Consider the following 13051-nt stretch of genomic DNA (forward strand, 5'->3'; position numbering starts at 1 on the left):
TTCCATAAATAAAAAGCGCGCCGTTTCCGGCGCGCTTCGCATTTCAGGATAGGGCTTTCGCTCAGATGAGCTTGGCGAAAGCAACCGCGGTGTCGCACATGCGGTTGGAGAAGCCCCACTCGTTGTCGTACCAGGTCAGGATACGGACGAAGTTGCCTTCCATGACCTTCGTCTGATCGAGCGCGAAGATCGACGAATGCGGGTCGTGGTTGAAGTCGCGCGAAACGAGCGGCTCGTCGGTATAGCCGAGGATGCCCTTGAGCGGACCGCTGGTGGCGGCAGCCTTGATCGCCTCGTTGATTTCAGCCGTGGTCGTGGAGCGCTTGGCGACGAACTTGAAGTCGACGACGGAGACGTTCGGGGTCGGAACGCGAACCGACGAACCGTCGAGCTTGCCCTTCAGTTCCGGCATGACGAGGCCAACGGCCTTGGCAGCGCCCGTCGAGGTCGGGATCATGGAGAGAGCAGCTGCGCGGGCGCGGTACAGATCCTTGTGCATCTGGTCGAGCGACGGCTGGTCGTTGGTGTAGGAGTGGATCGTGGTCATGAAGCCATGATCGACGCCGATCAGGTCGTGCAGAACCTTGACGACCGGCACGAGGCAGTTCGTCGTGCAGGATGCGTTGGAGATGACCAGGTGCTCCTTGGTCAGCTTGTCGTGGTTGACGCCGTAAACAACCGTCAGGTCAGCGCCATCGGCCGGTGCCGAGACGATGACGCGCTTGGCGCCAGCGGTCAGATGGGCGGCAGCCTTGTCGCGCGCGGTGAAGATGCCGGTGCATTCCATCGCGATGTCGACGCCCATTTCGCCATGGGGCAGCGTTGCCGGGTCCTTGATCGCGGTCACCTTGATCGGCTTGCCGCCGTTGATGACCAGCGTGTCGCCGGAGACTTCGACCTTGGCCGGGAAACGGCCGTGGATCGAGTCATAGCGCAGCAGGTGCGCATTGGTTTCGACCGGGCCGAGGTCGTTGATCGCAACGACTTCGATGTCGGTGCGGCCGGATTCGACGATGGCGCGCAGAACGTTGCGGCCGATGCGGCCAAAGCCGTTGATGGCAACTTTAACAGTCATATGGATATCTCCAATCCCGTGGACAATTCCGTTTTTCGGAGCGGTTCGACCTGAATGCATCAGATCGGCGTTCCAGGTTCCTTGATTTCACGCAAGCATGTGACGAAAGCGGTAACCCGCTTTCGCCGGATCTCGTTCAGATGCGGGCTTCAGCCGCTGCCACCACGGCTTCCACCGTGATGCCGAAATGCTTGTAGAGTTCCTTGTATGGACCCGAAGCGCCGAAGCTCTTCATGCCGATGAAGGCGGCGTCGGAGCCGATGATCGCATCCCAGCCCTGACGGATACCAGCTTCAACGCCGATCTTGACCGGTGCCGTGCCGATGACGGCGGCGCGATAGGCGTCCGGCTGCTCGGCGAAGAGCTCGAAGCAGGGAACGGAGACGACGCGGGCGGCGATGCCCTTGTCGTTGAGCGCGCGGGCGGCCAGCACGGCGATCTCGACTTCCGAGCCGGAGGCGAAGATCGAAACCTTGGCGTCCTTGGCGGCGACGAGTTCGTAGGCGCCGAGTGCGCAGAGGTTCTTCTCCGACATCTCGGTGCGAACGGCCATCAGGTTCTGGCGGGTCAGCGCGATGCCCGACGGACGGTCATGCGCTTCAAGGGCGATCTGCCAGCATTCTGCCGTTTCGGTCGCGTCGGCCGGGCGGAACATCATCAGGTTCGGGATGGCGCGCAGCGCTGCCATCTGCTCGACCGGCTGGTGCGTCGGACCGTCTTCGCCGAGACCGATGGAATCGTGCGTCAGAACGTGGATGACGCGGATGCCCATCAGGGAGGCGAGGCGGATCGACGGACGGCAATAGTCCGAGAAGATCAGGAAGCCGCCGGAATAGGGGATGAGGCCGCCATGCAGCGCCATGCCGTTCATGGCAGCGGCCATGCCGTGTTCGCGAACGCCCCAGTGCATGTAGCGGCCGGAGAAGTCCGTCGGCGTGATCGACTTGGTCTGGCTCGTCTTGGTGTTGTTCGAGCCGGTCAGGTCGGCGGAACCGCCAATGGTTTCGGTGATGATGCCGTTGACGACTTCCAGCGCGTTTTCAGAGGCCTTGCGGGTGGCAACCGTCGGCTTTTCGTCGGCGAGCTTCTGCTTGTAGGCGGAGATGGCCGCGTCAAAGCCTTCCGGCAGCTTGCCGGCGAAGCGACGGGTGAATTCGGCCTTCTTGCCGGCGTCTGCGGCGGCAAGGCGAGCTTCCCAGTCGGAGCGCGCCTTGACGGAGCGCTGGCCGGCTGCACGCCATGCGTCCAGAACGTCCGAGGGAACGACGAAGGGTTCGTAATCCCAGTTCAGCTGCTTGCGGGCGGCGGCGATTTCTTCGGCACCGAGCGGGGCGCCGTGCACATTGTGGGTGCCCTGCTTGGTCGGGGCGCCAAAGCCGATGATCGTCTTGCAGGCGATCATGGTCGGCTTGTCGGACTTGTGGGCCGTTTCGATGGCGGCAGCAATTTCGTCCGGGTTATGGCCGTCGACGGCAATCGTGTTCCAGCCGCAGGCGCGGAAGCGGGCATGCTGGTCGGTGCTATCGGCAACGCCGACATGGCCGTCGATGGTGATGTCGTTGTCGTCCCAGAAGACGATCAGCTTGTTGAGCTTGAGGTGTCCTGCAAGCGAAATCGCTTCCTGGCTGATGCCTTCCATGAGGCAGCCGTCGCCGGACAGCACGTAGGTGTAGTGGTCCTGCAGGTCAGAGCCGAACTCGTCGCGCAGCTTGCGCTCGGCAATCGCCATGCCGACGGCATTGGCAATGCCCTGGCCGAGCGGGCCGGTCGTGGTTTCGATGCCCGATGCGTGGCCGTATTCCGGGTGGCCGGCGGTCTTGGCGCCGATCTGGCGGAACTGCTTGATGTCCTCGATGGTCATGTCCTCATAGCCCGTGAGGTAGAGGACAGAGTAGAGCAGCATCGAGCCGTGGCCGGCGGAGAGCACGAAACGGTCGCGGTCGGCCCAGAGCGGCTGCTTGGGATCGAACTTCAGATAACGCGTGAAGAGGACCGTGGCGATGTCGGCCGCGCCCATCGGCAGGCCGGGGTGACCGGAATTTGCCTTCTGGACAGCGTCCATGGACAGGAAGCGGATCGCATTGGCCATCCGGTTGTGTTGTTCGCGCGAGATCATGATTTACCCGTTTTTTGCGGTGTCGGTTAAGCGGCCGCGCGTTCCTCCCGCGGCCTCCTGGAAATCGCGGAGACACATAGCAGGTAGGGCGCTGGAGTCAACAAAACACCGTGTTCCGCGGCAGTTCTAACCGCGTGTTCGGGTTAAAGTTCAAGAGATATCCTGTCGCGGTCACAATGGCGGCGGGATTTGAAACGATTGATATCTCATCCACAGCAAAGCGGCTTTCTGCGCGCCTCGATCTGGTCGCGGTTTATTGACGCTTGTCGTTCGACCTGACTACTGTTCGCAGATGCGCCGGCTGGGACTATGACGATTCGCTGGTGGTTCAGGTATTGAGCGTGTGAGGTTGCAAGGCAGAGATGGCTCCAGGAGACAAGACGGTCAAATCGGCGGTCGAGGACTTGAGGGCCGCCGTGCAGGCGCTCGCGGGCGCGATCGACGGTCGTTTTGACCGGGAAATGTCTTCGGCGGAGTATCGGGCTGAGGTGCGCCGGGTCCATCAGGACCGCGCGAAGCTCGCTCATGATCTCGACCAGTCCGAATTCCGGGCGAACCGGCTGGAAGAAGTCAACAGGGAGGTTTCCCGTCGTCTGGTGACGGCCATGGAAACCATCCGCGCCGTGCTCGATCGCTGACAGGAAACATCATGGCCCAGGTCACCGTACAAATCGACGGCAAAGCCTATCGCATGGCCTGCGAAGAGGGCCAGGAAGCGCATCTGACCGAGCTTGCCGCCCGGTTCGACCGCTATGTGATGCATCTGAAGTCGCAATTCGGCGAGATCGGCGATCTCCGCCTGACCGTCATGGCCGGCATCATGGTCATGGACGAACTTTCCGATGTGAGCCGGCGGCTGAAGGCATTGGAAACGGAAGTGGAAAGTCTCAGCAAGTCACGCGAAAGCATGCTCGCCGCTTCCGACAAGAGCGACACGCTCCTCGTCGCCGCGCTCGGCGAACTGACCAGCCAGATCAACGGCATCACGCAGAAGATCAACGGCAGCTAGTCTGAGCGGGTTGTCGCCCTCAGCGTCAGTCACCGGCTTCACGCGGTCTTCAGCGTCGGTATGCCGGACAGATCAATCGAATGCTCGGCCTGCCAGGCATCATGAGCGGCCTGCATGCGCAGCCAGACGCCGGCACCATCCCCGAACAGCTTGCCAAGGCGCGCCGCAACGTTGGGCGATACGGGCTTCTTTTCGTTCAGGATGTCGTAGAGCTGCTGGCGCGAAATTCCGAGAAGGCTGGCGATCTCCACTTTGGTCTTGCCTGTCGCCGGAATGATATCGTCAAGCAGGGCGCCCGGGTGGGTGGGGCAGCGCCGGATCGGACGTTCGACTGCATGCGTCATGACACTTCGCCTCTATTATGGCCGCTCAATGATACTGTTCCAGGTCGACATTCCAGACGTCACCATTGTCGAATTCGAAGGTGATGCACCAGGGGCCATTGATGTGGATGGTGTATCGGACCGGCTCGAAGCCACGCAAGGCATGGAAGTTGAAGCCCGGCAGGTTCATCTCTTCCAGACGTTCTGCCTGTTCAAGCCTGTCGAGGCGGAGGCATATTCGTTTGTGAAGCGACTGCTGAACCTTGCTCGAACGGCCGGTTTCGAAAAGTTCCTTCAAGGCTTTGCTCTTGAATGTCCTGATCACCGGTGCCTCGGGCTTGATGCTGTGGATCCTCAAAACTGTCGCAGAGTTGTAAGCATTTAGCTTACATCTGTCAATGCGGCTTCAGAGTTCTCAGTCCGCCCGCCTGACTAGCAGCTTGTCGATGCGGCGGTTGTCCAGGTCGATGACTTCGAAATGCCAGCCTTGCGCGGTGAAGGTTTCGCCGAGTGCGGGGAGGTGTTTCATTTCCTCGATGGCGAAGCCGGCGACGGTTTCGAAATCCGGGTCGTCGCCGACGGAAATGCCCATGCGGTCGGCGAATTCGTCGATCGGGGTCCAGCCGGAGACGAGGAAGGAGCCGTCTTCGCGGGCGAGGATTGCCGGTTCTTCCGAGGCGTCGTCCAGGAAGACACCGGTGATGGCTTCGAGCACGTCGCCCGAGGTGATGATGCCTTCGAAATGGCCGAACTCGTCATAGACGAGAACCATATGGGCCGGTGTCTGGCGTAGCGCTTCAATGACATCAAGTGCGCCCGAAAGGTCGGACACGACCGGCGCGTCGCGCATGATGGCCTTGATGTTGAGCGCGGTGCCGCTCAGCAGCACATCCATGACGTCCTTGACGAAGACCACGCCGATAATTTCGTCGGACGCGCCGTTGCGCACCGGCAGGCGCGAGCGCTGCGATTTGCGCAGCTGTTCGCGGATTTCGGCGGCGCTGTCCTCGATGTCTATGATCTCGACATCGCGCCGCGGCGTCATCAGGCCACGCGCGGTGCGATCGGCCAGGCGCATGACGCCCGAGATCATGGCGGATTCTTCCGGCTCGATCACGCCGGCATGATGGGCCTCGGCGAGAACCGTGCGGATTTCCTCGTCCGTCATGGCTTCATCGGAGCCGCCCCGCTGACCGAGGAGGCGCAGGATCGTCTTGCCCGACGCGTCGAGCAGCCAGACGAGCGGCAGGGCAAAGCGCGAAAGCCACAACATGGCCGGAGCGACACGGGTGGCAACCGCTTCCGGTGCGCGCAGCGCGATCTGCTTCGGCACGAGCTCGCCGACGATCAGCGACAGATAGGTGATGGCGACGACGACCGAGCCGACGCCGAGCCAGTCGGCGGCACTGGGCGAAAGGCCCTGAATTTCCAGCCATTGCGTCAAGCGGGCGCCGAGCGTGGCGCCCGAGAAGGCGCCTGAAAGAACGCCGACCAGCGTGATGCCGATCTGGACGGAGGACAGAAAGCGTCCCGGATCTTCGGCGAGGCGGATCGCGGTGGCGGCGCCCTTGCTGCCCTGCTCGGCCAGAATTCTCAGGCGGACCGGCCGCGAGGAGACGACTGCCAGCTCCGACATGGCGAGAACGCCATTGAGAATGGTCAGGAGAACGACGATGACGATTTCGGTTAGCACAGGAATTCCATGGGGTTGGCCCGCTCGCACCTTGCGGTCATGTGGCTTCGGGTCAAGGCATTCGCAGAGGGTGGGCGCGCGAATTAACCCATAATAGGGGCTGTCTTTGTCGTGTTCAATGTCGGAGGTGAAGATAGCATGCGCAATTCGGAACTCGGCACTGGTATTCGCCTGCGATTGAGCCTACATTGTTGATGCGGTCTGCGCCTCACGACAGGTCATCACATCCCTGGGGCCATACTCGATCCTTAGGGAACTGTCCCTGACCAGACCCGTGGGTTTGGTCACATGGTGCCCACCTACTTCTGTAGGCACCCAGGATCGTAAAGTACCATCGGTTGTCGTGGATCGCACTTCCTTTTCGTTCACGCGCTGATCGTCCTTCGGGCTGCGCTCCACGGGGGTGCCGGATGACCGGCGACGCGCGGAATGCGCTTGCGGCGCTCTGCGCCGCGGTCTCTCCGGCCGCTCCTTTGATCTATCCCCTTGTCTCCTGAACGCTTGCGTGTATGGTCCCGTCCGATCCGGGAAGCGGTGCTTTCCGCCTTCCTTGTTTGAACGCAATTCCGGACGAAAAACCGCAAGGCACTTTTTCTGGAATTGCTCCAGCCCAACGCAATCTGGGGACCTGCCATGACCTTCAAAACCCTCGACGATCTCAATGATATTGCCGGCAAGCGCGTGCTTGTGCGCGTCGACCTCAACGTGCCTGTCAGCGACGGCAAGGTGACGGATGCGACGCGCATCGAGCGGGTTGCGCCGACGATCCTCGAACTTTCGGACAAGGGTGCGAAGGTGATCCTGCTGGCGCATTTCGGCCGTCCGAAGGGTGAAGTCGTGGCCGACATGTCGCTCAGGACGATCGCCCCGGCCGTCGAGGCCGTTCTCGACCGCCGCGTTCATTTTGCCTCCGACTGCATCGGCGATGTCGCCAAGTCGGCGATCGATGCACTGCAGAACGGCGACATCCTGCTTCTGGAAAACACCCGCTTCCACAAGGGCGAAGAGAAGAACACGCCGGAATTCACCGCAGCGCTGGCCGCCAATGGCGACATCTATGTCAACGATGCCTTCTCGGCGGCGCATCGCGCCCATGCCTCGACCGAAGGTCTCGCCCATCACCTGCCGGCCTATGCCGGCCGCACCATGCAGGCCGAGCTTGAGGCGCTGGAAAAGGGGCTCGGCAATCCGACCCGTCCTGTCGTCGCCATCGTCGGCGGCGCGAAGGTCTCCACCAAGATCGACCTCCTGCAGAACCTGGTGAAGAAGGTCGACGCGCTCGTCATCGGCGGCGGTATGGCCAACACGTTCCTCGCCGCACAGGGCATCAATGTCGGCAAGTCGCTCTGCGAACATGATCTGGCGGAAACGGCCCGCACGATCATGGCGGAAGCCGAGAAGGCCGGTTGCGCCATCGTTCTGCCGGTCGATGGCGTCGTTGCCCGCGAGTTCAAGGCCAATGCCGCCAACGAGACGGTTGCCGTCTCGGCGATCCGGGCTGACGCGATGATGCTCGATGTCGGCCCGAAGTCGGTCGAAAAGGTCAATGACTGGATTTCCAAGGCGGCAACGCTGGTCTGGAATGGTCCGCTCGGCGCATTTGAAATCGAGCCCTTCGACAAGGCGACCGTTTCCGCAGCCAAGCACGCCGCAGCCCAGACCGTGGCCGGCAAGCTCGTATCGGTCGCCGGCGGTGGCGATACGGTGGCTGCCGTCAACCACGCAGGCGTCGGCGACGAGTTCACCTATGTCTCGACGGCGGGTGGTGCGTTCCTGGAATGGATGGAAGGAAAGCCGCTTCCGGGCGTCGATATCCTCAGCGGCGCGAAGTAATTGACCTGCGGCGGCCGTCGATTATTTCGGCGGCCGCATTAAACATAATAAAAACAATACGAAATTCCGGTGAATTTTAAACCGATTTATTTCTACCTAAACCGATTTAGTTAAATTTAAATCGTTTAAGGCATTTTTAGGCCCATTTTCCTTGTCATCTTCTTCTGTTATCGGCGGATAAACGTTGAACGGAGGTGTTTTGAAATGGCTGAACGGATTGAAGACATTGCAGTCGCGATGGTAGCGCCGGGCAAGGGGCTGCTCGCAGCGGACGAATCGACATCCACGATCAAGAAGCGGTTCGACGGCATCAACCTGACCTCGACCGAGGACAGCCGTCGCGATTACCGCGAGATGCTGTTCCGCGCTGACGATGCGATGAAGAACTACATTTCCGGCGTCATTCTCTATGAGGAAACGCTCTACCAGAAGGCCAAGGACGGCACGGCGCTGGCCGACCTGATCAAGGCTGCGGGCTCTATCCCGGGCATCAAGGTCGACACCGGCGCAAAGCCGATGGTCAACTTCCCCGGCGAAACCATCACGGAAGGCCTTGACGGCCTCGGCGAGCGTCTCGCCCGCTACCATGAAGCCGGTGCACGCTTTGCCAAGTGGCGCGGCGTGATCGCAGTTTCCGACGTGCTGCCGACCCGCGGCTCGCTGCGTGCCAATGCCCAGGCGCTGGCCCGCTATGCTGCGCTCTGCCAGGCAGCCGGCATCGTGCCGATCGTCGAGCCGGAAGTGCTGATGGATGGCGCGCCGGGCACGCACTCGATCGACCGTTCGGAAGAAGTAACCGAATGGACGCTGCGCACGACCTTTGAAGAGCTGGCCGAAGCCCGCGTCAATCTCGAAGGCATGATCCTGAAGCCCAGCATGGTCATCGACGGCAAGAACGCCCGCAAGGCTTCCGTTGCCGAAGTGGCCGAGCGTACGGTTCGCGTGCTTAAGCGCACGGTTCCGTCTGCCGTTCCGGGCATCGCCTTCCTTTCCGGCGGCCAGTCCTCCGAAGAGGCAACGGCGCACCTGTCGGCCATGAACACGTTCGAACTTCCCTGGAAGCTCACCTTCTCCTACGGCCGTGCGCTGCAGGAAACGGCCCTGAAGGCCTGGGGTGGCAAGGCCGAGAATGTCGCTGCCGGCCAGCGCGCCTTCTCGCACCGCGCCCGCATGAACGGCCTGGCCGCTCTCGGCAACTGGAAGGCGGACCTCGAAAAGGCTGCCTGAGCCTTATCGATCCAGTCATGAAGTCTCGACGCGCGGGGGCATCCTCCGCGCGTTTTTCGTTTCGGGCAGCAGCAAAGCTCTATCTGAGCAGGCTGACGAACATCGTGATGGCGAAGGCGAAGACGGCAATCTTCCAGAAATCGCCGCGCCTGCGCAGTCCCGGCAGGCCGAGCGGCTTCACGATATGGACCAGCATGGCAAGTATCAGCAACAATGCGATGATCTTCGTCACGTTGCGTCATGCCCTGTTCTTGAGTTTCGCCATATCCGTGTCATGATTTCCGTCATAAGCATTCGACAAACATGCTTCGGGACCATGATCATCCTTGGCGCTATCGCAAAGGCGGTCCTCTTTCAAGCCGAACACATAATCAAAGGCCTGCCTTGATGTGCGGGTTGGGATGGAACATTCATGCGGCGCAATCTTCTTCCGGTATTTTCGCTTCTGGTCGGGACGCTGTTTCTGTTCTTCGGCAACGGTCTGCATTCGCTGCTTCTGCCGCTGCGCGGCACCGCCGAGGGCTATTCGACCACGACGCTCGGTCTTCTCGGCACGTCCTGGTCTGCCGGGTTTGTCGCCGGCTGTTTCCTGGCGCCGCTCGTCGTGCGCCGCATCGGCCATGTGCGCGCCTTTTCCGGCTTTCTGTCGCTGACGGCGATCATCGCGCTCATGACCGGAATTCTCGTCGATCCGACAGCCTGGATTGCGTTGCGCGCGCTCACCGGCTTTGCCTCTGCCGGCACGTCGATGATCATCGAGAGCTGGTTGAACGAGCGCGTTGACAACAAGAACCGTGGCGTCATCTTCTCGACCTATATCATGATCACGCTGGCCGGTGTCGTCGGCGGGCAGATGATGGTGGCCTCGGGCGATATTCACACGACCATCCTCTTCATGATCGTCGGCATTCTCTATTGCGTGGCCATGCTGCCGACGACGCTTTCGACAGCCGCGTCGCCGCAGCCGCTGAAGAGCGTCAAGCTCGACGTCATCGCGCTTTATCGAAACTCGCCGATCGCCTTTGTCGGCATGGTGCTGATCGGCATCGCCAACGGAGCCTTCGGCACGCTGGGCGCCGTGTTCGGCTCCAAGGCCAATTTGTCTGCCGGGCATGTGGCGCTGATGATGAGCCTTGCGATTGCCGCCGGCGCGCTGATCCAGATCCCGACGGGCCGCCTTTCGGATCGCATGGACCGCCGTCTCGTTCTCGCAGCGCTGGCCGGGGTAGGGGCGCTTGCCGGCTGGGTTCTGGCGCTTTTCCAGCCGACCAATGTCGTCGTCCTTCTGGCGCTTGTGTCGCTCTATGGCGCAACGGCCAATGCGCTCTATCCGCTGGCGGCGGCGCATGCCAATGACCACGCATCGCCGGAAAACTACGTGAAGGTCTCCGGAGGGCTTCTGCTCCTCTATGGCGTCGGCACGATCATCGGGCCGACGCTTGGCGGACCGGTCATGGCGGCATTCGGGCCCTATGCGCTGTTTGCCATCACGTCGCTGGCGCATGTGGCGATCACCATCTACGCCGTCTTCCGCTCGCGCATGCGTGCTCCGGTGCCGACGGCCGATCGCGATGCCTATATTCCGCTTGGCCATATCACGGTGAAGACGCCCGAAAGCTTCAACCTGAGCCCGCTTGCCAGCGGGTCTGCTGACGACGCTAACGGCAGTGAACGACACGGCAAGAGCAAAGAGGAGAAAGCAGCATGAGCCTGTTTGACGAAGAACGCCCGGTGCGAAAGACCGTCCACGATATCGGCCAGGATCTTTCGCTTTTGTCCGTCGACGAGTTGAAGATCCGGATTGAGCTCTTGAAATCGGAGATCTCAAGACTTGAGGCCGAGGCTGTTGCGAAAGGCGCCAGCCGCGCTGCCGCCGACAGTCTCTTCAAACGTTGATCGCGTGTCCCGAAACTGCACTTTTCCTGAGATCGTTAAGTAATCAGAAACCTTCATAAGTTATTACTAAGCCCATCCAGAGCTTTCTGGGTTCAGATGGTTCAGCTTCATGAGCGACTTCTGATTTTCTCCCTGTTTTACCTTGAGAGCCGCTTTTCGCGGCTCTTTTTTTGTTTGTTTGGCAACCATATCTTCGGGCGGCCGGCAGTCGAACGCCCGCAAATGTGGGTATTAACCTTTTCTTAAGATTCGGCTTGCGCGTTTGTGCTATTGGCATCATGTTATGTTCACACAAGCAGGGAACAAAAACTCTCCCTGAGCCTTTCAGTTTGATGCGTACCGAGGCGATAAAGAAATGTCCGACACCGGTTTGAACACCATCAGTTTCGCAGGCCATGCGGCTTCGTCCGCTCAGTTCAAGTCGCTCTATGCCGAAGGCATGGCGCTTGTCGAAGAGACCGCGAGCTACCTCGATGGCCCGGGTCGCGCCGCTTCCAAGGTGCTGCCGCGCCAGGTTTCGGTTCTTTACGCCGCTGAATCCATGCGCCTGACGACCCGCCTGATGCAGATGGCCTCCTGGCTTCTCCTGCAGCGCGCCGTCAACAACGGCGAAATGACCCGCGATCAGGTCATGTCCGAAAAGAAGAAGGTCCGTCTCGACGCCTACAACCTCGACCGCGAGGCTCCGGGCTGGGAAGACCTGCCGCTCTCCTTCCGCGAACTGATCGAGCGCTCGCATCGCCTGCAGAGCCGCGTGGCGCTCCTCGATCGCGAAATCTACCGTCCGGCCGATGCGCCGGTCGTCCATGACAACCAGAACAGCGTTCAGGCACAGCTCTCGCTGCTGCAGACCGCCTTCGGTCGTCATTGACACCTGTCTTGGTTCCGGACTGAAAGCCGTCCCGCTTTCCCCGGAATGACCATCGAACCATCCTGAGTACGACTTGACGGCGGAGGCAACTCCGCCGTCTTTTTGTTTGTCGTTGCCGATGTCGGGTGCTTCGCGCAGACCTGTCAGCGCTCCGTCCGTGGCTTCATGCTGAAGAGCGAGCGTGCGACATCCTTCAGTGATCGGGCACGGATGAGGTCCCGAGCGATGCGTGCCCATTCGCCGAAGAGGATCGCAAGCGGGTTGTTCGTCGGGCGTTTGCCGACAAGACCGAATTGCAGGCTCTCGTCTTCGGGTGCCTTGGCGAAGGTGCCAAAGAGGCGGTCGAAGACGATGAAAACACCGCCGAAATTCTTGTCGAGGCATGGCGCGTTGGAGGCGTGATGCACTTGATGATGTTTCGGCGTGTTGAGCACCCATTCGAGCGGGCCGAGATCTGGCGCTTTGGCAGGGTGGATGAAGAGCTGGTAGGCGAGGCCAAGCCCTAGCATGGCGTAGACGACCAGCGGATGAAAACCGAGAAGCACGAGCGGCGAATAGAACAGGAAGCCGCCGGCAAGCTGTCCGCCGAGGCCGAGCCGCACGGCGGCCGTCAGATTGAGCCGGGTTGCCGAATGATGCACGCTATGGCTTGCCCACAGGACCCGGACCTTGTGCATGGCGAAATGGTGCCAGTAGTAGCAAAAATCCGTGAGGACAAAGGCTGTGAGCAGGGCCAGAACATTGTCCGCCGGGATGGTGAAGATTCGATACTCGTAAAGAATGAGCAGCGGCAGCGCCGTGATCCCGGCGGTCAGATAGCCGACCGTCTTGTTGATCACGGCAATTGTCAGGGAGGAGGCCGTCTCCCTGACATCATGCGTTTCATTGGCATCGGGCAGATTGGCCAGATACTCGATTGCCATCGCCGAAAGGGCTGCAGCTGCAATCAAGCCCGGGTGCTGAAAAGTGGAGGCGAACAGATGCGTGACAGATTCCATGATCGTTCTC

The 13051-nt window shown here is 60.9% G+C and carries 14 protein-coding genes and 1 other RNA gene; 8 read left to right on the plus strand and 7 right to left on the minus strand.

What is annotated here, in order from left to right; all coding sequences use genetic code 11:
- Positions 1 to 61: 61 nt before the first annotated feature.
- Together gap and tkt are read right to left on the minus strand one after the other, a co-directional pair.
- Positions 62 to 1075, minus strand: a complete 1014-nt coding sequence (gap, locus tag LQK84_RS14265; RefSeq protein ID WP_230829391.1) for a type I glyceraldehyde-3-phosphate dehydrogenase — start codon at positions 1073 to 1075, stop codon at positions 62 to 64.
- A gap of 136 nt (positions 1076 to 1211) precedes the next feature.
- The gene (gene tkt / locus LQK84_RS14270; protein WP_230829392.1) at positions 1212 to 3191 is read right to left on the minus strand and encodes a transketolase; all 1980 of its coding nucleotides are present in this window, start codon (positions 3189 to 3191) and stop codon (positions 1212 to 1214) included.
- 362 nt (positions 3192 to 3553) lie between these two features.
- On the opposite strand from tkt, the gene LQK84_RS14275 reads away from it, so the two are divergent.
- Complete coding sequence (locus LQK84_RS14275; protein ID WP_230829393.1) at positions 3554 to 3829, plus strand: DUF4164 domain-containing protein; 276 nt, start codon at positions 3554 to 3556, stop codon at positions 3827 to 3829.
- Positions 3830 to 3840: 11 nt separating this feature from the next.
- Complete coding sequence (locus tag LQK84_RS14280; RefSeq protein ID WP_230829394.1) at positions 3841 to 4200, plus strand: cell division protein ZapA; 360 nt, start codon at positions 3841 to 3843, stop codon at positions 4198 to 4200.
- 38 nt (positions 4201 to 4238) lie between these two features.
- Here LQK84_RS14280 and LQK84_RS14285 read toward each other — a convergent pair whose 3' ends face one another.
- The 3 genes from LQK84_RS14285 to LQK84_RS14295 all read right to left on the minus strand — a co-directional run bounded on the left by LQK84_RS14285 (position 4239) and on the right by LQK84_RS14295 (position 6159).
- Complete coding sequence (locus tag LQK84_RS14285) at positions 4239 to 4544, minus strand: HigA family addiction module antitoxin (protein WP_230829395.1); 306 nt, start codon at positions 4542 to 4544, stop codon at positions 4239 to 4241.
- A gap of 25 nt (positions 4545 to 4569) precedes the next feature.
- Complete coding sequence (locus LQK84_RS14290; RefSeq protein WP_230829396.1) at positions 4570 to 4848, minus strand: type II toxin-antitoxin system RelE/ParE family toxin; 279 nt, start codon at positions 4846 to 4848, stop codon at positions 4570 to 4572.
- Positions 4849 to 4938: 90 nt separating this feature from the next.
- Entirely contained in the window at positions 4939 to 6159 is a 1221-nt protein-coding gene (locus tag LQK84_RS14295; RefSeq protein ID WP_230829482.1) for a hemolysin family protein, read from the minus strand.
- Between the two features lie 252 nt (positions 6160 to 6411).
- Here LQK84_RS14295 and ssrS point away from each other — a divergent pair.
- The 3 genes from ssrS to LQK84_RS14310 all read left to right on the plus strand — a co-directional run bounded on the left by ssrS (position 6412) and on the right by LQK84_RS14310 (position 9276).
- Positions 6412 to 6570: non-coding RNA, 6S RNA (gene ssrS / locus LQK84_RS14300), on the plus strand.
- A 279-nt stretch (positions 6571 to 6849) separates the two neighbouring features.
- Positions 6850 to 8049: a phosphoglycerate kinase gene (locus tag LQK84_RS14305; RefSeq protein ID WP_230829397.1), complete on the plus strand. Its 1200-nt coding sequence runs from the start codon at positions 6850 to 6852 to the stop codon at positions 8047 to 8049.
- A gap of 204 nt (positions 8050 to 8253) precedes the next feature.
- A complete protein-coding gene (locus LQK84_RS14310) occupies positions 8254 to 9276 on the plus strand; it encodes a class I fructose-bisphosphate aldolase (protein ID WP_230829398.1) in 1023 nt (340 codons plus the stop codon).
- Between the two features lie 79 nt (positions 9277 to 9355).
- Here LQK84_RS14310 and LQK84_RS14315 read toward each other — a convergent pair whose 3' ends face one another.
- Positions 9356 to 9508, minus strand: a complete 153-nt coding sequence (locus LQK84_RS14315; protein WP_230829399.1) for a hypothetical protein — start codon at positions 9506 to 9508, stop codon at positions 9356 to 9358.
- A gap of 180 nt (positions 9509 to 9688) precedes the next feature.
- Between LQK84_RS14315 and LQK84_RS14320 the strand changes: the two genes are divergently transcribed.
- The 3 genes from LQK84_RS14320 (at position 9689) to rcdA (ending at position 12043) form a co-directional block, all read left to right on the plus strand.
- On the plus strand, positions 9689 to 10984 hold the full coding sequence (locus LQK84_RS14320) for an MFS transporter (RefSeq protein ID WP_230829400.1): 1296 nt from the start codon (positions 9689 to 9691) through the stop codon (positions 10982 to 10984).
- A complete protein-coding gene (locus LQK84_RS14325) occupies positions 10981 to 11172 on the plus strand; it encodes a DUF1192 domain-containing protein (RefSeq protein ID WP_230829401.1) in 192 nt (63 codons plus the stop codon). The genes LQK84_RS14320 and LQK84_RS14325 overlap by 4 nt, the downstream gene beginning before the upstream one ends.
- A 355-nt stretch (positions 11173 to 11527) precedes the next feature.
- The gene (gene rcdA, locus LQK84_RS14330; RefSeq protein WP_230829402.1) at positions 11528 to 12043 is read left to right on the plus strand and encodes a protease adaptor protein RcdA; all 516 of its coding nucleotides are present in this window, start codon (positions 11528 to 11530) and stop codon (positions 12041 to 12043) included.
- Between the two features lie 143 nt (positions 12044 to 12186).
- On the opposite strand, the gene LQK84_RS14335 is transcribed toward rcdA, so the two are convergent.
- On the minus strand, positions 12187 to 13041 hold the full coding sequence (locus tag LQK84_RS14335) for a sterol desaturase family protein (RefSeq protein WP_230829403.1): 855 nt from the start codon (positions 13039 to 13041) through the stop codon (positions 12187 to 12189).
- Between the last annotated feature and the right edge of the window lie 10 nt (positions 13042 to 13051).

Origin of the sequence: Rhizobium sp. C4 (assembly GCF_021026315.1) — a bacterium.
Taxonomy (GTDB): Bacteria; Pseudomonadota; Alphaproteobacteria; order Rhizobiales; family Rhizobiaceae; genus Ensifer_A.